This window comes from Sphingopyxis sp. SCN 67-31 (genome assembly GCF_001725095.1).
The window spans coordinates 132932-152274 of sequence record NZ_MEFH01000056.1 but is presented as its reverse complement, the minus strand read 5'-3'; the positions used below and the strand labels follow the sequence as shown (position 1 = coordinate 152274).

Genomic DNA, 19343 nt, shown 5'->3' with positions numbered 1-19343 from the left:
CCATAAGACAGCATCACAGTCAAATTGCGATCCTTGCGCGATGCTTTTCGATGGCGAAACTATATGTCCCAGTCGCGGACGACATCGCCATATTCCGGTCGCGGCCGTTCATCGAGCGGCCTGGCCGGCGTGCCCAGGAAGAAATAGCCGACGATCGTATCGCCCTCGCGCGCGCCGAACGCCGCCGCGACCGGCGGGGAATAGGCCGCCCAGCCGGTCAGCCAGCTTCCGACGAAGCCATGGGCATGCGCCGCGTGGAGCAGGTTCATGCCGACCGCGCCCGCCGACATCTGTTGTTCCCAGCGCGGAATCTTGCTGTCGGCGACCGGCGTGGAGAGCAGCACCAGCAACGTTGGCGCCTGATGCGCGAACTGGTCGAGCGCGGACAGGTCCATCCCCTCGGCGCCCGGATGCTCGTCGATCCACGCCCGCTTCAGCAGCGCCGCAAAGGCATCGCGCTGGCTGTCCGCCACGGTGACGATGCGCCACGGGGCGAGCTTGCCATGGTCGGGCGTGCGCAGGGCGAGCGACAGGATCGCGCGCAGTTGCGCGGCATCGGGACCCGGCGCGACCATGTCGCGCGCCTTGCCCGAACGGCGTGTCGAAAGATGGGCGAGCAGCGAGGAGGTGTCGTTGAACATGCCCGCGCATGTGGGCTTTTTGCGAAGCTTTCGCAAGAGCGCGCCACGGCCCGGACTGGTTACGCGCGCAATTAGATTCTTTCCATACGCAATTTTCGCGCTAGGTTGTCGCATTCGCGCGGCGGAGGGGCCGCGGTATACGAAACAGGGAAAAGGGACGCGCGCGCATGAAAGACATGGCCTTGTGGGACGAGGGGGACTGGATCGCGGTCATCGCGCTGGTCATCCTCGGCGTCTTCCTGAGCATCGGCGCGCTCATCGCGGGCAGCAGAAAGCCCGAGTTCGCCGGGCACCCGAAGGGCCTCTACATGCTCTTCTTCGCCGAGATGTGGGAGCGTTTCTCCTACTATGGCATGCGCGCGCTGCTGATCTTCTACCTGACGCAGCACTGGTTGTTCTCCGACGGCAAGTCGAACCTGATCTATGGCGCCTATACCGCGCTCGTCTATATCACCCCGGTGCTCGGCGGCTATCTCGCCGACCGCTATCTGGGGCAGCGCAAGGCGGTGCTGTTCGGCGGTGTCCTGCTCGCGCTCGGCCATCTCTTCATGGCGTTCGAAGGCGACCACGGCATCACCGACGCCGCGACGAAGCAGGCCGATTCCGCGATCAACATCTTCTGGCTCGCGCTCGCGCTGATCATCGTCGGCTCGGGTTTCCTGAAGGCCAATATCTCGGTGATGGTCGGCCAGCTCTATCGCCTGACCGACCTGCGCCGCGACGCGGCCTACACGATCTTCTATATGGGGATTAACGTCGGCGCCGCGCTCGGCACGATCCTCGTCGGCTATCTGGGGCAGAAGGTCGGCTGGTCCTATGGCTTCGGCCTCGCGGGCATCGGCATGATCGCCGGCCTGATCGTCTTCGTGCTCGGCAAGAAGGTGCTGCTCGGCGCCGGCGAGGCGTCCGCGCCGCTGTCGCGCCAGACCGAATGGACCGTCTATGGCGTCGGCCTCGCCGCGGTCGCGGTGATGTGGGCGCTCGTCCAGTATCAGGACGTCATTCAGACGCTGCTCGTCGTATCGGGCTTCTCGCTGCTCGGCTGGGTGCTGTTCCAGGCGTTCAAGCTCGACAAGGAACCGCGCGAACGCATCTTCGCCATCCTCTTCCTGATCGCGCTCAACCCGCTGTTCTGGGGCCTGTTCGAACAGGCGGGCGGCAGCTTCAACCTCTATACCGACCGCTATGTCGATACGGGCGGGGTGCCCGCGTCGGTGTTCCAGTCGATCAACCCGATCTACATCATCCTGTTCGCGCCGGTCTTTGCCGGGCTGTGGCAATGGCTCGGCAAGCGCGGGCTGGAGCCCTCGGCGCCCGCGAAGTTCGCGCTGGCGCTGGCGCAGGTCGGCGCGGGCTTCCTCGTCTTCGTCTGGGGCGCGAACAGCGTTGCGCCGGAAGTCGCGACCCCGGTGATCTTCGTCTTCCTGCTCTATCTTCTCCACACCACGGGCGAGCTTTGCCTGTCGCCGGTGGGGCTGAGCGCGATGAACCGGCTCGCGCCGTCGTTCATGGCGTCGCTGATCATGGGGGCGTGGTTCTACATGACTGCGGTGGGCAATTTCGTCGCGGGCAAGATCGGCGAGGCGACCGGCGGCGAAAGCGGCGACATGACCAAGGAAGCGACGCTCGGCATCTATTGGGAGATCGGCCTGATCACCATCGGCGCGAGCGTCGTCGTCCTCGCGCTGTCGCCGATCGTGAAGAAATGGATGCACCTCGACACGCTGCGCGATCGCGAAGGCGAACTGGCCGGCGCCGAGGAACTGGCCGAGCCGCAGGGCGCCGGCGTCCATCCTGTTACCAATCCGGGAGCATAATATGACAAGGGGCGTAAGGGGCAGCCTGCTGGCTGCGGTGTCGCTGGCGTTCGCGGGATGCGCGGCGTCGAACGGCACGGTGGAGTCGGCGAACGACAAGCCGGCGGCGACGGCGGACAAACCCGCCAAGTTCGACAAGGACCCCTATCCTTCGACCTACAAGCCCTATCCGGGGCAGGCGACCGCGGTGCGCAATGTCACGATCTTCGACGGCGAGGGCGGGCGGATCGACAACGGCACGGTGCTGCTGACCAACGGCAAGGTCGAGGCGATCGGCGGCGCCGACCTGCCGATTCCGGCCGACATCGCGGTCTATGACGGAACGGGCAAGTATCTGACCCCCGGCATCATCGACATCCACAGCCATCTTGGCGACTATCCCTCGCCCAGCGTTCCCGCGCATTCGGACGGCAACGAGGCGACCAGCCCGACGACGCCCGAGGTGTGGGCCGAGCACAGCGTCTGGCCGCAGGACCCGGGGTTCGGCCGCGCGCTCACCAACGGCGGCGTCACGACGCTCCAGATCCTGCCGGGCAGCGCCAACCTGATCGGCGGACGCTCGGTCGTGCTCAAGAACGTGCCCGCGCGGACCGTGCAGGGCATGAAATTCCCCGGCGCACCCTATGGGCTGAAGATGGCGTGCGGCGAGAATCCGAAGCGCGTTTATGGCGCCAAGGGCCGGATGCCGTCGACCCGCATGGGCAATATGGCGGTCGATCGCCAGACCTGGGCCAAGGCGGCGGCGTACAAGAAGAAGCTGGACGACGGCAAGACGGTCGACCGCGACCTGGCGATGGAAACGCTCGCGGGGGTGCTGTCGGGCGAGATCCGGGTACAGAACCACTGCTATCGTGCCGACGAGATGGCGCAGGTCATCGATATGAGCCACGAGTTCGGCTACAAGGTCGCGGCCTTCCACCACGCGGTCGAGGCCTACAAGATCGCCGACCTGCTGCAGCGCGAGGGAATCTGCGCCGCGCTGTGGGCCGACTGGTGGGGCTTCAAGATGGAAGCCTATGACAGCGTGCCGGAGAATATTCCGCTCGTATACAAGGCCGGCACCTGCACGATCGTCCATTCGGACGACGCGAACCAGATCCAGCGGCTCAACCAGGAAGCGGCGAAGGGCCTTGCCGCCGGGCGCCGCATGGGGATCGAGATCAGCGACGAGCAGGCGTGGACCTGGCTGTCCTACAACCCGGCGAAGGCGCTGGGCATCGAGGCGAAGACGGGCAGCCTGAAACCCGGCAAGATGGCCGATGTCGTGCTGTGGAACGGCAATCCGTTCAGCGTCTATACCCGCCCCGAAAAAGTGTGGGTCGACGGGGCGCTGCTGTACGACGCGATGGACCCCAAGCGGCGGCCGGTGAGCGATTTCGAGCTGGGCCAGCCGGGCGAGGGAGATGTGAAATGATGCGCGCGCTTCTGCTTTCCGTCGCCATCGTGGCGGCTTCGCCCGTCGCGGCGCAGGATGTCGCGATCACCAACGCCAAGCTCGTCGTCGGCGACGGCAGCGCGCCGATCGAGGGCGGCACCGTCGTCGTGCGCGCCGGCAAGGTCGTCGCGGCCGGCGCGGGTGTCGCCGTTCCCGCAGGGGTAGAGGCGGTCGACGCCGGCGGCCGCTATGTGACGCCGGGGATCGTCGCGGCGTTCAGCCGCGTCGGGCTGGTCGAGGTCGATGCCGTGCCGGGCACCAACGACCGCGCCGCGGCGCGCACGCGCTTTTCGGCCGGGCTCGACATTGCGCCCGCGCTCAACCCGATGGGCTCGCCGGTCGCGGTGAACCGCGCCGCGGGCGTCACCCGCGCGATCGTCGCGCCGAGCGGCAGCAGCAACCTGTTCGCGGGGCAGGGCGCCGTCGTCGACCTGGGCGATGACATGGCCATGGTGACGCGGCCCCGCGCCTTGCAGTTCGTCGCCTTCGGCGAGGATGGGTCGGCAAAGGCGGGCGGCAGCCGAGCCGCGACCTTCCTGCTGTTCCGCGAACAATTGCTCGCGGCGCGCAGCTATGCGCGCAATCCCGCGGCGCTCGCCGAATGGGGCAATGACGCGATGATCCAGCGCGCCGATGCCGATGCGCTGGTGCGGGTGATCGACGGCACGACGCCGCTGTTCGTGCGCGTCGACCGCGCCGCCGACATATTGAACGTGCTGGGGCTCAAGAGCGATTTCCCGGCGCTGAAGCTCGTCCTCGTCGGCGCGACCGAGGGATGGCTGGTGGCGCCGCAGATCGCCGCCACGAAGGTGCCGGTGATCCTGTCGCCGCTCAGCGACCTGCCCGACAGCTTCGAGCGGCTGGGCGCGACGCAGTCGAACGCCGGGCGGCTGAAGGCGGCGGGGATCGACGTGTCGGTCGGCGTGTTCGACGACGACGATGCGCACAAAATGGGGTATACGACGCAATATGCCGGCAATCTGGTGGCGCTCACCCGCCAGCCGGGAGCCAGCGGGCTGAGCTGGGACCAGGCCTTTGCCGCGATCAGCAGCGCCCCGGCGCGCGCGATCGGCATGGACGGCGCCATCGGGTCGCTGAAACCCGGCCGGGTCGGCGACGTGGTGATCTGGGACCGTGACCCGCTCGAACTCGGCAGCCGCCCGACGGCGATCTGGATCGACGGCAAGCGCCAGTCGTTGACGACGCGGCAGGACCGGTTGCGCGACCGCTATGCCACGCCGCAGGAAGGGGCGCTGCCCAAGGCCTACGATCGATGACGTAGCGCCGGCAGGGCGCGCAGGAGGGAGACCGACCCCGTGGAACCGATGTCGCTGTTGATCACGACCTGCGTGCTCTTCGTCGGTTCGCACCTCCTGCTCTCGCATCCGCTGCGCGACCCGCTGGCCGGGCGGCTCGGCCCGCGCGGTTTCCAGATCGTCTATTCGGTCGTCGCCTTCGCGACGCTGGCGATGGTCGTGCAGGCGTGGCGCGGCATGCCGCCCGAACCGCCGCTGTGGGCCGTCGACGATCCGCTGTGGGCGCTGGCGTCGCTGCTCGTGCTGTTCGCGAGCATCCTGTTCATGGGATCGCTGATCGGCAATCCGGCGCTGCCCGCGCCCGGCGCCGCCTTTGCCGCGCAGAAGGCGCCGCGCGGCGTCTTCGCGATCACCCGGCACCCGATGATGTGGGGCTTTGCACTGTGGGCGCTCGCCCATGCGCTCGTCATGCCGGCGCCGGGGCAACTCGTGCTGTCGGCGGCGATCGCCTTTCTCGCGCTCGTCGGTTCGGCGGGGCAGGATGTGAAGAAGGCGCGGCTGATGGGCGATGCGTGGCGGCACTGGGCGGCGCGCACCAGCTTCGTCCCCTTCGCGCGGCAGGTCGCGGGCGTCACCCCCTGGGGCGACGCGATCCCGCGCGCGCATGCGCTGGCCGGTGGCTTCGTGCTGTGGCTCGCCGCGACCTGGGCGCACGGCGCGCTCGGCTTCATGGCGGCGGGCATCTGGCGCTGGATCGGGTGAGGGCGCGGTGAACAGCGACGAAAGAATGTCCGACCTGTCGCTGCGCCTGCTCGGCTGCGCCTATGACGAACTCGACCGGGCCGAGCAGCGGGTGATCCGATCGATCGCCGAGCGCTCGCCGACGAGCCAGTCGATCGGCGAGGCCGACGACGGCGCGACGCGGCCGAGCTTCGGCGAACGGCTGGCCGACCGGGTCGCGGCGGTGGGCGGTTCGTGGCGCTTCATCATCGCCTTTTCATGCGTGCTGTTCGTATGGATGCTGATCAATTCGAAGGCGCTCGACCGGCTGGGGCTCGCCTTCGACCCCTATCCGTTCATCTTTCTCAACCTGATGCTGTCGATGCTCGCGGCGGTGCAGGCGCCGGTCATCATGATGAGCCAGAACCGGCAGGCGGCAAAGGACCGCCTCACCGAAAAGCTCGATTACGAGATCAACCTGCGCGCCGAGCTGGAGATCATGCGGCTGCACGAGAAGATCGACCAGATGCGCATCGCCGAGCTGATGGACAAGGTCGACGCGCTGACCGAACGGCTCGACACGCACCTGAAGGGGTTGGGGCGCTCCTAAAGCCGCACCATCCGCATGCCCTGTTCGCCGTAGCGCGGGCCGCTGGTGCCGCCGCGCGGCGCTGCTGCGGCGATGGCGGCGAGGTCGTCGGCGGTCAGCGTCAGGTCGGCCGCGCCGACGCTGTCCTCCATCGTCACGCGGCGCTTGGTGCCGGGGATCGGCACGATGTCGTCGCCCTGCGCGAGCAGCCAGGCGAGCGCGACCTGCGCGTTGGAGACGCCATGCCGCGCCGCGACCGCCGCGATCGCATCGACGATCCGCAGGTTCGCGGGCAGATTCTCGTCCGAATAGCGCGGGTCGTTGCGGCGCCAGTCCTGCTCGGGCAGGTCGTCGCGACTGCGCACGCTGCCGGTCAGGAAGCCGCGGCCGAGCGGCGAATAAGGGATGAAGCCGATGCCATGCTCACGGCAGATGGGCAGGATTTCCTCCTCCACGTCGCGCTCCCAGATCGAATATTCGCTCTGGAGGGCGGTGATCGGCGCGACCTTGGCGGCGCGGCGCAGCGTTTCGGGGCCGGCCTCGGACAAGGCGATGTGGCGGACCTTGCCTTCCGCCACCAGCTCCATCATGCCGCCGACGGTCTCCTCGATCGGCACGGCCGGATCGACGCGGTGCTGGTAGAAGAGGTCGATCGTGTCGATGCCGAGCCGTCGCAGCGATCCTTCGCAGGCGCGGCGGGCGTTGGCGGGGCTGCCGTCGACCCCGGTGATCCGCTGACCTTCGAAGCGGAAGCCGAACTTGGTCGCGATGACGAGTCCCTCGCGCTTGCCCCGGATCGCTTCGCCGAGCAGTTCCTCGTTGCTGAAGGGACCATAGATTTCGGCGGTGTCGAAGAAGGTCACGCCCAGGTCGATCGCGCGATGGATCGTCCGCGTCGATTCGTCGATGTCGGCATTCTCGCCGTAGAGGATGTTGCCGCCCTTGATCATCGGCATGCAGCCGATGCCGATGGCGGAGACGGTCAGGCCGTTGCCGAGCGTGCGGTATTTCATGGCGAAACTCCTTCTGCGGGTGCGTCGTCGACCCGGTCGGCGGCGAATTTGGTGGCGGCGACGTCGCCGACGACGTTGCCGATGGTGCGGAAGATGTCGGGGAAGGTCTCGACCGCGACGAGCAGCCCCAGCGGCGCGACGGGCACGCCCATCGACACCGCGATCGGGGCGATCGAGGTCACATAGCTGATCGACCCGGGCAGGCTGACCGACGACAGCGCCGCCGCCATCGCGACCGCAAGGCCGACCGCCATCGTCCACGGCGTCAGCCCGATCCCGAACAGCCAGGCGATATAGACGACGACCGCCAGGTTCATCGCGGTGCTGGTGAAGCGGAACAGCGCGACCGCGAGCGGCAGCACGATGTCGGCCTTTTTCGGCGGCACGCCCAGTTCGGCCGACGCCTGGAGCATCGCGGGCAGGCAGGCGAGCGAGCTTTGCGTGCTGATCGCCACCGCCAGCGTCGGCACCATCGCGCGGACGAAGCGCGGCAGCGGCACCCCGACGGCGAGCCAGGCGAGCAGCAGCCCCAGGACGACGCAGCATACCCCGATGCCCGACACGATCAGCACATAATGGACCAGCCCGCCGAACGCCGCGACCCCCGCCTTGACCGCGAGCGCATAGCCGAGTGCGAAGACGCCGAAGGGCGCGAGCGCGAGCACCCAGCCGATGACGACGAGCATCGCGTCGCCCAGCGCCTTGAACAGGTTCGACAGCAGGGCGCGCTGCGCTTCGCCGATGCGGGTGATCGCGAAGGCGAAGATGGTGGTGAAGACGATCAGCGGCAGCACCGCCGTCTCGGCCGCCGCCGCGATCGGGTTGGTCGGGATCAGCGACAGCAGGAAATCGCCGAAGGTCGGCGAGGGCGCGGTCTGCGCCGTGCCGCCGAGCCCGTGGCGAAGTGCCGCGGCGGCCTCTGCCGACAGCGGGAACAGCTCGATCAGCAACGGGGTCATGATCAGCGACATCAGCCCCGACAGGAAGATGGCGCCGAGGAAGGTCATCACCGCGCGCGCGGCGAGCGCCCCGGCGCGCGCGGCGTCGGCGGTCGCGGTGATGCCGGTGATCAGCAGCGCGACGATCAGCGGAATGATCGTCATTTTGAGCGCGTTGAGCCACAGCGTTCCGAACGGTTCGACGAACGGCAGCGACGCCTGCGCCGCCGACGGCGAAACGCCTTCGATGCCGATCCCCAGCAGCATCCCGGCGACCAGCGCCGAAAGGATGATCCATGCCGATTTCACGTTCAAACCCCCTGGCCCGCTTGCCAAGCAAAAATGGGTGACTTAGGGCCGTCCCGGTTGTGCGGGATGGGCTCGCATCTGATCCCGACGATTAGGAAGCGGAGGTGCCATGCGCAAGTTTTTCGGGACCGACGGCATTCGCGGGCTGACCAACCAGGTTCCGATGACCGTCGAGGTCGCGATGCGCGTCGGCATGGCGGCGGGGGCGCATTTCCTGCGCGGGACGCACAAGCACCGGGTGGTGATCGGCAAAGACACGCGCCTGTCGGGCTATATGCTGGAAAATGCGCTGGTCGCGGGATTCACCAGCGTCGGGATGGACGTGGTGCAGGTCGGGCCGATGCCGACGCCCGCGGTCGCGATGCTGACCCCGTCGATGCGCGCCGACCTGGGCGTGATGATCTCCGCCAGCCACAATCCGTTCCACGACAATGGCATCAAGCTGTTCGGCCCCGACGGCTACAAGCTGTCCGACGCCGACGAGGCGGCGATCGAACTGCTGCTCGCCAGCGAGCCGCCGCTCGCCGCGCCGGCGCACATCGGGCGCGCCAAGCGGATCGAGGACGCGCGGGGGCGCTATATCCACGCGGTAAAGAACAGTCTGCCGCCCGCGGTGCGCCTCGACGGGCTGAAGATCGTGCTCGATTGCGCCAATGGCGCGGCGTACAACAGCGCGCCGACGGTGTTCTGGGAGCTCGGCGCCGACGTGATCGCGGTCGGCGTCACCCCCAACGGCACGAATATCAACGACAAATGCGGTTCGACCGCGCCGGGTCTGTTGCAGGAAACGGTGGTGGCGAGCGGTGCCGACATCGGCATCGCGCTCGACGGGGACGCCGACCGGCTGATCGTCGTCGACGAAGCGGGCGCGATCGTCGACGGCGACCAGATCATGGCGCTGATCGGCGCGAGCTGGGCGCGGCAGGGGCGGCTGAAGGGCGGCGGCATCGTCGCGACGGTGATGTCCAACCTCGGCCTCGAGCGCTTCCTCGAAGGCGAGGGGCTGCGGCTCGACCGCACCAAGGTCGGCGACCGCTATGTCCTCGAAAGGATGCGCGAGGGCGGGTTCAACGTCGGCGGCGAGCAGTCGGGGCACATGATCCTGTCGGACCATGCGACGACCGGCGACGGCACGCTCGCCGCGCTTCAGGTGCTGGCGGAACTGGTCACGAGCGGCAAGCCGGCGAGCGCGCTGCTCCACCAGTTCGACCCGGTGCCGCAATTGCTGAAGAATGTGCGCTTCGCGGGTGGCAAACCGCTCGAGGATGCGCAGGTCGCGGCGGCGATCGCCGAGGGCGAGGCGATGTTGGTGGACAGGGGCCGGCTGGTGATCCGCGCCTCGGGCACCGAACCCGTCATCCGGGTGATGGCCGAGGGCGACGACGCCGGACAGGTGGAGCGAGTCGTCGACATGATCTGCGACGCGGTGCGCGTCGCGGCGGAATAGAAGCTTTTTTGTTTCCGTTCGTGCCGAGCTTGTCGAAGCACCGTTCTTCTCTCTAAGAGCAGGGAAGGAAAAATGGCCCCCTTCGACAAGCTCGGGGCAAACGGAAGTTAAGGAACAATCATATGCTGGAAATGCGCCCCGATTGCGAACGCTGCGGCCGCGACCTGCCCGCCGATATCCACGGCGCGTTCATCTGCTCGTTCGAATGCACATTCTGCGCGACCTGTGCCGATAAACTCGACGAGCGCTGTCCCAATTGCGGTGGCGACCTGCTCGACCGGCCGCTGCGCGAAGGGGCGGCACTGGCGAAGTTCCCGGCCTCGACCGAGCGGCGGCATCCGGGCGCAAGATGATTTCGATATTCGGGTTCGTCCGATGACCGCGCGCGTCCTGATCATCGCCGGTTCCGACAGCGGCGGCGGCGCCGGGATTCAGGCCGATATCAAGACGGTGACGATGCTCGGCGGCCATGCGATGACCGCGATCGCCGCGATCACCGCGCAAAACACGATGGGCGTGCAGGGCGTCCACGCGGTACCGGCCGAGATGGTGCTGATGCAGATCGACAGCGTCGCGGCCGACATCGGCGTCGATGCGGTCAAGATCGGCATGATCGGCAGCGCACAGACCGCGGCGGCGGTTGCCGACCGGCTTGCGCGGCCCGACCTCGCCGGTGCGGCGGTGGTCTTCGATCCGGTGATGGTCGCGACAAGTGGATCGGCGCTCGCCGATGCGGCGACGATTCGCGCCTTCGAGGCGCTGCTCGATCGCGCGACGGTCGCGACGCCGAACCGCGATGAACTGGCGGCGCTCGGCGGTGAGGCGGCGGTGCTCGCGCACGGTTGCGCGCTGCTCGCCAAGGGCGGTCATGGCGACGGCGACACCGTGACCGACCGCCTGATCGAACCCGACGCCGGCGAGGTCGCGCGCTGGGAGGCGCCGCGGATCGACACGCCGCACACCCATGGCACCGGCTGCACGCTGGCGAGCGCGATCGCGACGGGGCTGGCGCAGGGCATGCCGCTGGAGCCCGCGATCGCGCGCGCGCGCGATTTCGTGCGCCTGTCGCTGCTCGCCGCGCCCGGATTGGGCGAAGGCCATGGCCCGATGGGGCAGCAGGCGGTGCGCAACGACGGGCTGTTCACCGGCCCCGCGCTCAATCAGTTCATGCTGCCGGCGCGGGATTATGCGGCCTCGGTCGCCTTCTACAAGCTGATGGGCCTGACGCAGATCGTCGACAGTCCCGCGAACGGCTATGCACGCTTCGAGGCGGTGAACGGCGTTACCCTGTCGATCCATGTCGGGGAGACCGCGGCAGCGGGCGGCGCGACGGCCTATCTCGAAAGCGGCGCGCTCGACGCCTGGGTTGCCTATCTCGCGCGGCGCGGGGTGCGCTTCGACCACATGCCGCGCGACGAGGAATGGGGCTGGCGCGAGGCGCGGCTGACCGATCCCGCCGGTAATAGCCTGTGCCTCTATCAGGCGGGCGAGTATCGGAGGTATCCGCCGTGGCGGCTATGAGCCTCCTTTCCGCAAGCGGGCGGGGGTGGGTGCGAGCGAAGCGAGTTTTCGCCACCGAGATGGCCCACCCCGCTGCGACTGGCGAGCAAGCTCGCAAGTCTCGCTGCCCATCCCGCAAGCGGGAGGGGGCATGCTGATCGTCGGCGTCGACGAGGCCGGGCGCGGGCCGCTCGCGGGGCCGGTGGTCGCGGCGGCGGTGATCCTGTGCGACGGCGGCATCGTCGGGCTCGACGATTCGAAAAAGCTCAGCGCGAAGCGGCGTGGCGAGCTGGAGATCCAGATCAAGGCGCGCTGCCGCTGGGGCGTCGGCGAGGCGAGCGTCACCGAGATCGACGCGATCAATATCCTTCAGGCGACGCTCCTTGCGATGACGCGCGCGGTCGAATCGCTCGGCTGCGACCCGCACGAGGTGCTGGTCGACGGCAACCGGCTGCCGCGATGGCGCTATCGCGCGCACGCGGTGATCGGCGGCGATGCGCTGCATCCGTGCATCTCCGCCGCGAGCATCATCGCCAAGGAGCATCGCGACCGCATCATGGTCGCGGCGGCGCGCGACTTTCCCGGCTTTGGCTGGGAACGCAACATGGGTTATGGTACCGCGGAGCATCTCGCGGCGCTGCGCCGGCTGGGCGCGACGCCGCATCACCGCTCCAGTTTCGCGCCGGTCGCGCAACTGGCGCTGATCTGACGGCGGGAGAGGGCGATGGGCAGCGGATTCACGGCCGACAATGTGTCGGCCCAGACCGGGCGTGTCTTCCTGATCACCGGGGCCAATGCCGGAATCGGCTTCGAAACCGCAAAGCTGCTGGCCGCGCGCGGGGCGCATGTGATCCTCGCCTGCCGCGATGCTGCGCGCGCCGAGGCGGCGATGGCGCACATCCGTGCCGAGGTGCCGCAGGCCGACCTGACGTTCCAGCCGCTCGACCTCGCCGACCTCGACCGGGTGCGCGAGGCGGCGGCGGCGGTGCTGGACGGCCCGCGCCTGCACGGGCTGATCAACAACGCCGGGGTGATGATCCCGCCACGGACGCTGACGAAGCAGGGCTTCGAACTGCAATTCGGGGTGAACCATCTCGGCACCTTCGCCTTCACCGGCCTGCTCCATCGGCATGTCGACCACCGTATCGTCATCACCGCGAGCCTCGCGCACAAGGAAGGTCAGATCGATTTCAGCGACCTGTCTGCGACGCGCGGCTATTCTCGCTGGCCGCGCTACCAGATGAGCAAGCTTGCCAATCTGCTGACGATGTTCGAGCTCGACCGGCGGCTGCGCGCGGCGGGGCGGGCGACCGAGGCCGTCGGCTGCCATCCGGGCGTCGCGCTCACCGAATTGACGCGGCACCTGCCGTGGCCGCTGCGCTCGATGACGCCGCTGGCGACCCCTTTCTTCAACAGCGCCGCACGCGGTGCCTGGCCGACGCTGCAGGCGGCGACGGGCCCCAAGGTGCGCGGCGGCGATTATGTCGGGCCGCAGGGGCTGGGCGAGATTTCGGGGCCGTCGGGCGCGGCGCGCGCGACCGGCCGCGCGCGCGATCCCCGGCTCGCCCGCGAATTGTGGGACCGCTCGGTCGAACTGACTGGCGTCGATCCGGGGCTCTAGGTCACAGACCCATAATTTACGGGTTCGAGGTTTGAAGCGATTTTGCTCAGGGCGAGGAGGCAAGGCGCAGGAATATGTCGATATTTCAAGACTTGCCGACGAAGCCATGGGCAAAATCGGTCAAATCGCGAAGCGACGCCGAAATGGCTTCGATCTCAGGCTCGTGCGGCCTTGCGGGTAGCGATGCTACCCGCTGCATCCGCCCAAGCCCGATATCTTCGCCATTTCGACGCCTCGAACCCGTAAATTATGGGTCTGTGACCTAGGATGACGATGCAACACAGGATGGGCGAGGGCCCGCTCCACGATGCCGCGGGGCGGCTGATCGACCCCGGCTATGCGACGCGCGAGGTCCGCCGTTACGACCGCGCGGCGATCGGCGCGGAGCCGGTGCGGATCAAGGAATGGGACTATTATTGCGTGCTCGATGGCGAGTTCGGGCTCGCGCTGACCGTTGCAGACAATGGCTATGCGGGTTTTCTGGGCGTGTCGTGGATGGATTTGCGCGGGCGGCGCTTCGTCAACCACGGCGCCCTGATCGCCGAGCCGATGGGCAGCATGGCGCTTCCCGCCAGCGCCGACCGCGGCGACATCGTCCAGGCGCAGGACGGTCTCGAACTCGCCTTTCGCCACGAACCGGGCGGGCGGCGGCTGACGGTCCATGCGCCGGGCTTCGACGATGGGCGCGGACTGTCGGGCGAGGTCTGGCTCGACCAGCCGCCCATGGACCGGATGGTGATCGCGACGCCCTTCGCCGACGATCCGCACGCCTTCTATTATAACCAGAAGATCAACTGCATGCCGGCGCGAGGCCGAGTGAGGGTCGGAACGGAAAGCCATGATTTCGTTCCCGAAAGCGCCTTCGCGGTGCTCGACTGGGGGCGCGGCGTCTGGACCTATGACAATGTCTGGTACTGGGGATCGGCGTCGGGACTGGTCGACGGCCGGCCGTTCGGCTTCAACATCGGCTATGGCTTCGGCGACACCTCGGCGGCGAGCGAGAATATGCTGTTCGTCGATGGCCGCGCGCACAAGCTCGACCGGGTGACGTTCCACATGCCCGACGGCGCGCCCGACAGCGCGCCGTGGCGCTTCACCAGCAATGACGGGCGCTTCGAGATGGATTTCGCGCCGGCGGTCAACCGCTGGGCAAAGGTCGATGCGGGGATGGTCAAGACCGAGCAGGACCAGGTGTTCGGCTGGTTCTCGGGCCGCGTGATCCTCGACGACGGCACGCCGATGACGGTGCGCGACCTGCCCGGCTTCGCGGAGAAGGTCTGGAACCGCTGGTAGCGCCGCGCCATTCGAAAAAATTTTTTGCAGGTGAGTCCGCGCGGCCACACCACCAGTGGTTGAGTCTGCGAGTCGCGGCGGACTCCATATGTCGTGGCAGACTCCTTTCGTTCTCGTCACGCCGCGCCGCGCCGATGGCGGATTCCTCGGAATCCCGGGCTTGACGGCGGACTCCGCGGGACTCATCAAGGCCTTCTTTCGAACGGAAGCAGGGGCGGATCATGGGTGTGATGGAACGGGTCGAGGGTCCGGTCGCGAAGCAGCGTGCGGCAGCGAAGGCCGTCGCGGACCTGCCGCTCGACAGCATCCTGCAGGGCGATTGCATCGCGATGATGCGTTCGCTGCCCGCCGCGTCGATCGACATGATCTTCGCCGACCCGCCGTACAACCTCCAACTCGGCGGCGACCTCCATCGCCCCGACGGCAGCCAGGTCGATGCGGTCGACGACGATTGGGACAAGTTCGACAGCCTCGGCACCTATGACCGCTTCACCCGCGCCTGGCTCGCGGAGGCGCGCCGCATCCTGAAGCCCAATGGCAGCGTCTGGGTGATCGGCAGCTACCACAACATCTTCCGCGTCGGCACCGCGCTGCAGGATCAGGGTTATTGGATCCTCAACGACATCGTCTGGCGCAAGGCAAACCCGATGCCCAATTTCAAGGGTACGCGCTTTACCAACGCGCACGAAACGCTGATCTGGGCGTCGATGGGCGAAAAGGCGCGCTATACCTTCAATTATCGCGCGATGAAGACGCTCAACGACGAATTGCAGATGCGGTCGGACTGGCTGATCCCGATCTGCGGCGGCCAGGAACGGCTCAAGAAGGGCGGGCACAAGGTGCACCCGACGCAGAAGCCGGAGGCGCTGCTCTATCGCATCCTGCTCGCCTGCTCGAACCCCGGCGACGTCGTTCTCGACCCCTTCTTCGGCACCGGGACGACGGGCGCGGTCGCGAAACGCCTCGGCCGCCATTTCATCGGCATCGAGCGCGAGGACGGCTATATCGCCGCGGCGAAGGAGCGCATCGAAATGGCGCTGCCGCTCGACGAAAGCACGGTGCGGACGATGATGGCGCCCAAGGCGGCGACGCGCGTCGCCTTCGGGACGCTCGTCGAATGCGGGATGATCGCGCCAGGTTCGCGGCTCACCGATGCCAAGCGGCGCTGGAAGGCGACCGTCCGCGTCGACGGCAGCCTCGATTGCGACGGCCAGCCCGCGGGCTCGATTCACAAGGTCGGCGCGGCGGTGCAGGGCGCGCCGAGCTGCAACGGCTGGACCTTCTGGCACCTCGACAATGGCCGGGAACTGCGCGTGATCGACGCGGTGCGGCAGGACTGGCTGCTCGCAAACGAGGCGTAGCCATCCTCCAAATCCGTTCGCCCTGAGCTTGTCGAAGGGCGGTCCTTCTCTTCAACCCCACAAAGGAAGAACGGTGCTTCGACAAGCTCAGCACGAACGGAGAAGGGGAGGCGGATGTTCGCTCCATTGACCAAGCCCGACCTCGGCGCGACGGGGGAGGGCGCTCGCATCTATCTGCGCCCCGCCTGCTTCATCGACCGGCCGCACGAACTCGGCGACGGCTGTCTGCGCATCGCCGACACGATGCTGTGGTTCGCCGCGTGGCATGTCAGCCTGCGCGACGGCGATGCCGTCCGGTCGGCGATCGTTCCGGTCCCCGAACTGGACGACTGGATCGCCGCGATGCCCGACCGCCTGGCCGAGGCGGCGACCGCGCAGCGCGCCGCCACCTGTCGGCCCCGCGCCGTGCTGGCGCTCGGCGAACGCACGGTGCGGCTGAACGAGCCGCAGATCGTCGGCATCCTCAACGTCACCCCCGACAGCTTTTCCGACGGCGGCAAGCATGTCGATGCCGCCGCCGCGACCGATGCCGGTTTCGCCATGGCGTCGGCAGGCGCCGCGATCGTCGACGTCGGCGGCGAATCGACGCGCCCAGGCGCGCCGCTCGTCTGGGAAGGCGACGAGATCGGGCGCATCGAGGGCGTCGTCGCCGCGCTGGCGAAGGGCGGTGTCGCGGTATCGATCGACACGCGCAAGGCCGCGGTGATGGAGGCGGCGCTCGCCGCGGGTGCCGGCATCGTCAACGATATTTCGGCGCTGCGCTACGACGACCGCGCGATGGAGGTCGTCGCGCGCGCCGGCTGCCCGGTGGTGCTGATGCACGCGCCCTCGGCGAAGAGCGACCCGCACGAGGGCGCCCGCTATGACCACGTCCTGCTCGACGTCTACGACATGCTCGCCGACCGCGTCGCGGCGTGCCGTGCGGCGGGGATCGACCCCGCGAGGATCATCGTCGATCCGGGCATCGGCTTCGGCAAGGGGGTCGCCGACAATCTGGCGCTGGTGGGCGGGCTGGCGCTGTTCCACACGCTCGGCTGTCCGATCCTGTTCGGCGCCAGCCGCAAGCGGATGATCGGCGCGCTCGACAATGAAGCCGCCGTCGATCAGCGGCTCGGCGGCAGCATCGCGCTCCACTATCAGGCGGCGGCGCTAGGCGCGCAGTTGCTGCGCGTCCATGACGTTGCGGAAACCCGGCAGGCGCTGCGCGTCTGGCGCGGGCTCAGGGATGCGGCGCTGACGGGGTGACGGTTCGCTAAAATGCGCTCCAGCGGATGCGCTTCTTGCCTTGCTTCTTGCGAAGAGATTTGCGTTCGATCAGCTTTGAATGAATTTTAAAATTCTCATCGATTTTGACGATGAGAACCTTGCTGAAATTTCGGCTGAAATTCAATTCGATAACATTCGTCGATTTGATTGGGCTAATGGTCTTGATCTCGATCAGGTCATTTCCCAATCGACCATCTGAACCCTGCGCATAGTTCCGGTGAAGCCGGATTCCATATTTTATTGCGCCATGTAGCTCGCCGAGATCGCCATAAACTTGCAGATGCTTACCGGTGAGGTTGTGATAATCCCTTGCCGTATCGAGTAATTGGTCGAAGATTTCTATGAGACGGGGATCGGGATCAGAAAGTGCTTCGCGCGCTTCAGATTGTTCAAGATCTTCGTCGAATTCTTCATCTTCGCCGAAGTCTTCCCAACTCATCCACTCGCCATCGCCCAGATATAAGGCGTCGCTGCTCGGCGGATTGTCATATCTCATCTCTGGTTTCTCACGCCGCCGTGTCGATCCCCAGATCGCTCAGCTTGCGATAGAGCGTCGAGCGCCCGATCCCGAGCCGACGGGCGACTTCGCTCATCCGGCCGCGGTAGTGGCCGATGGCGAGGCGGATGACGTCGGCCTCGATTTCTTCGAGCGGGCGCAGGTTGCCGTCGGGCAGATAGAGGGTGATGCCGATTGCCTCGCCGTTGATCGCGACGTCGCTGCCGCTTGACGCGCTGCCGCCGAGCGCCGCCTCGATCGCCTTGAAATCGGCGCTTGTCAGCACGTCGGTCTCGCTGGCGACCGCGGCGCGGAACAGCACGTCCTGCAACTGGCGGACGTTGCCCGGCCACGCATAGGCGGCGAGCAGGCGCAGCGCGTCGTCGGTGACGCCGATCGGCCCCATGCCGGGCAGGCCGCCAATGCGGGCGAGCAGGTGGCGGGCAAGCGGCCCGACGTCGCCGCGCCGCTCGGACAGTGCGGGCAGGGTGAATTGCGCCGCCGACAGCGCATAGAACAGGTCCTCGCGGAAATGCCCCGCCTCGATCAGCTTGTCGAGCGGGCTCGCGCTGGTCGAAATGATGCGCACATCGACGCTCTGGCGGATCGAGCCGCCGATCATCTGCACTTCGCCGCTGTTCAGGAACTCGACGAGCTTCGCCTGCGTCTCGAGCGGGATGCATTCGACATGATCGATGATCAGGCTGCCGCCGTCGGCCTGGACCAGCCGGCCGACCTGACGGTCGAACGCGCCGGGAAAGGCGCCGCGCTCGTGCCCGAACAGGCCCGATCCGATCAGCCCTGGCGATACCGCCGAGCAGTCGACCATGACGAGCGGGCCGCGGGCGCGCGGCGAGGCGCCGTGGATCGCGCGGGCGAACACTTCCTTGCCGGTCCCGGTGCGGCCGTTGATCATCACCGGCACGCGCGCGCGCGCCGCCTTGGCGGCGATGGCGAGCGCGCTGCGGAAATTGGGCGCCGAGCCGATGATTTCCTCGAACGCCAGCGGCGCGCGCAGCTTTTCGGTGAGCGGACGAAGCTCGCCCTGCGGACCGCCGGGCGAGGCGATGCGGTCGAGCGCGCCGAGCAGGCGGTCGGGGGCGATCGGCTTCTGCACGAAATCGCTCGCGCCCGCGCGCATCGCGGTGACCGCCGCTTCGACTCCGTTGCGCATCGTGATGACGATCAGCGGCAGCGCGGGCCGCCAGCGGCGCAGTTCGCCGACGAACTCGCCGAGCGGCAGGCCGGGCACGCCCTGATCGACGAGCACCGCGTCGAGCGCCATCCCGTCCTGCGTGCCGAGCCGGGCGAGCGCGGTGTCGGTATCGGCGGCGATGACGCTGCGCCAGCCGCCGCGCGACGCCAGCGCCGACAGAAAGCGCTGTTGCGCCGGCTCGCTGTCGACGATCATCACCGTTCGCGTGTCGCGCGTGCTTGCCATCGCCCTCGAATCCGTCCTTTGCCGCCGGTCCCCGCGGAAGTGTTCCGCTTTGATGCAGGCTTGTAGCGGACAGGAGTAAAGGGGCGATTAAGGGCTTTCGGGCGTGCCGCAAGGTGCCATGATGGCAAAGCGGGCCTTGAGCATCGCGAAAGGCGTGGCTAAGACCGGCGCGAGACCCGATTCTGGGCCGCATTTCCGCG

The 19343-nt window shown here is 67.6% G+C and carries 18 protein-coding genes; 13 read left to right on the top strand and 5 right to left on the bottom strand.

Annotated features, from left to right (window positions below; genetic code table 11):
* Positions 1 to 59: 59 nt before the first annotated feature.
* Entirely contained in the window at positions 60 to 641 is a 582-nt protein-coding gene (locus ABS88_RS10190) for a nitroreductase family protein (protein WP_076075154.1), read from the bottom strand.
* A gap of 167 nt (positions 642 to 808) precedes the next feature.
* Between ABS88_RS10190 and ABS88_RS10185 the strand changes: the two genes are divergently transcribed.
* Genes ABS88_RS10185 through ABS88_RS10165 form a run of 5 tightly spaced genes read left to right on the top strand, consistent with a single transcriptional unit; the run spans position 809 to position 6479 of the window.
* Positions 809 to 2458, top strand: a complete 1650-nt coding sequence (locus ABS88_RS10185; protein WP_067107034.1) for a peptide MFS transporter — start codon at positions 809 to 811, stop codon at positions 2456 to 2458.
* Position 2459: 1 nt separating this feature from the next.
* A complete protein-coding gene (locus ABS88_RS10180; RefSeq protein ID WP_083675074.1) occupies positions 2460 to 3872 on the top strand; it encodes an amidohydrolase in 1413 nt (470 codons plus the stop codon).
* Positions 3869 to 5170, top strand: coding sequence for an amidohydrolase family protein (locus tag ABS88_RS10175; RefSeq protein ID WP_076075159.1), 1302 nt, complete (start codon positions 3869 to 3871; stop codon positions 5168 to 5170). Before ABS88_RS10180 ends, ABS88_RS10175 begins: the two co-directional genes overlap by 4 nt.
* A gap of 39 nt (positions 5171 to 5209) precedes the next feature.
* A complete protein-coding gene (locus ABS88_RS10170) occupies positions 5210 to 5911 on the top strand; it encodes an NnrU family protein (RefSeq protein ID WP_083675076.1) in 702 nt (233 codons plus the stop codon).
* Positions 5912 to 5936: 25 nt separating this feature from the next.
* Entirely contained in the window at positions 5937 to 6479 is a 543-nt protein-coding gene (locus tag ABS88_RS10165; protein ID WP_076077809.1) for a DUF1003 domain-containing protein, read from the top strand.
* On the opposite strand, the gene ABS88_RS10160 is transcribed toward ABS88_RS10165, so the two are convergent.
* Both ABS88_RS10160 and ABS88_RS10155 read right to left on the bottom strand, forming a co-directional pair.
* The gene (locus ABS88_RS10160) at positions 6476 to 7471 is read right to left on the bottom strand and encodes an aldo/keto reductase (RefSeq protein ID WP_076075162.1); all 996 of its coding nucleotides are present in this window, start codon (positions 7469 to 7471) and stop codon (positions 6476 to 6478) included. The two genes, ABS88_RS10165 and ABS88_RS10160, sit on opposite strands and share 4 nt — an antisense overlap.
* Positions 7468 to 8718 carry a dicarboxylate/amino acid:cation symporter gene (locus ABS88_RS10155; protein WP_067107073.1) on the bottom strand — a complete coding sequence of 417 codons (1251 nt, stop codon included), beginning with the start codon at positions 8716 to 8718 and terminating at the stop codon, positions 7468 to 7470. Before ABS88_RS10155 ends, ABS88_RS10160 begins: the two co-directional genes overlap by 4 nt.
* A 109-nt stretch (positions 8719 to 8827) precedes the next feature.
* On the opposite strand from ABS88_RS10155, the gene glmM reads away from it, so the two are divergent.
* From glmM to folP, 8 genes are all read left to right on the top strand, one after another.
* Positions 8828 to 10165, top strand: a complete 1338-nt coding sequence (gene glmM, locus ABS88_RS10150) for a phosphoglucosamine mutase (RefSeq protein WP_076075164.1) — start codon at positions 8828 to 8830, stop codon at positions 10163 to 10165.
* A gap of 122 nt (positions 10166 to 10287) precedes the next feature.
* Positions 10288 to 10518, top strand: coding sequence for a DUF1272 domain-containing protein (locus ABS88_RS10145; RefSeq protein WP_067107017.1), 231 nt, complete (start codon positions 10288 to 10290; stop codon positions 10516 to 10518).
* Positions 10519 to 10540: 22 nt separating this feature from the next.
* Positions 10541 to 11686 carry a bifunctional hydroxymethylpyrimidine kinase/phosphomethylpyrimidine kinase gene (gene thiD, locus ABS88_RS10140; protein ID WP_076075167.1) on the top strand — a complete coding sequence of 382 codons (1146 nt, stop codon included), beginning with the start codon at positions 10541 to 10543 and terminating at the stop codon, positions 11684 to 11686.
* Between the two features lie 130 nt (positions 11687 to 11816).
* A complete protein-coding gene (rnhB, locus tag ABS88_RS10135; RefSeq protein WP_076075169.1) occupies positions 11817 to 12374 on the top strand; it encodes a ribonuclease HII in 558 nt (185 codons plus the stop codon).
* Between the two features lie 15 nt (positions 12375 to 12389).
* Positions 12390 to 13286: an oxidoreductase gene (locus tag ABS88_RS10130; RefSeq protein WP_076075172.1), complete on the top strand. Its 897-nt coding sequence runs from the start codon at positions 12390 to 12392 to the stop codon at positions 13284 to 13286.
* Positions 13287 to 13559: 273 nt separating this feature from the next.
* Entirely contained in the window at positions 13560 to 14579 is a 1020-nt protein-coding gene (locus ABS88_RS10125; protein ID WP_104960351.1) for a DUF2804 domain-containing protein, read from the top strand.
* Between the two features lie 221 nt (positions 14580 to 14800).
* Positions 14801 to 15940, top strand: a complete 1140-nt coding sequence (locus ABS88_RS10120; RefSeq protein WP_076075175.1) for a site-specific DNA-methyltransferase — start codon at positions 14801 to 14803, stop codon at positions 15938 to 15940.
* 114 nt (positions 15941 to 16054) lie between these two features.
* The gene (folP, locus tag ABS88_RS10115) at positions 16055 to 17185 is read left to right on the top strand and encodes a dihydropteroate synthase (protein WP_076075177.1); all 1131 of its coding nucleotides are present in this window, start codon (positions 16055 to 16057) and stop codon (positions 17183 to 17185) included.
* A gap of 7 nt (positions 17186 to 17192) precedes the next feature.
* On the opposite strand, the gene ABS88_RS10110 is transcribed toward folP, so the two are convergent.
* Positions 17193 to 17702, bottom strand: coding sequence for a hypothetical protein (locus ABS88_RS10110; protein ID WP_158682220.1), 510 nt, complete (start codon positions 17700 to 17702; stop codon positions 17193 to 17195).
* A gap of 10 nt (positions 17703 to 17712) precedes the next feature.
* The gene (locus ABS88_RS10105) at positions 17713 to 19143 is read right to left on the bottom strand and encodes a sigma-54-dependent transcriptional regulator (RefSeq protein ID WP_067106997.1); all 1431 of its coding nucleotides are present in this window, start codon (positions 19141 to 19143) and stop codon (positions 17713 to 17715) included.
* Positions 19144 to 19343: the final 200 nt, after the last annotated feature.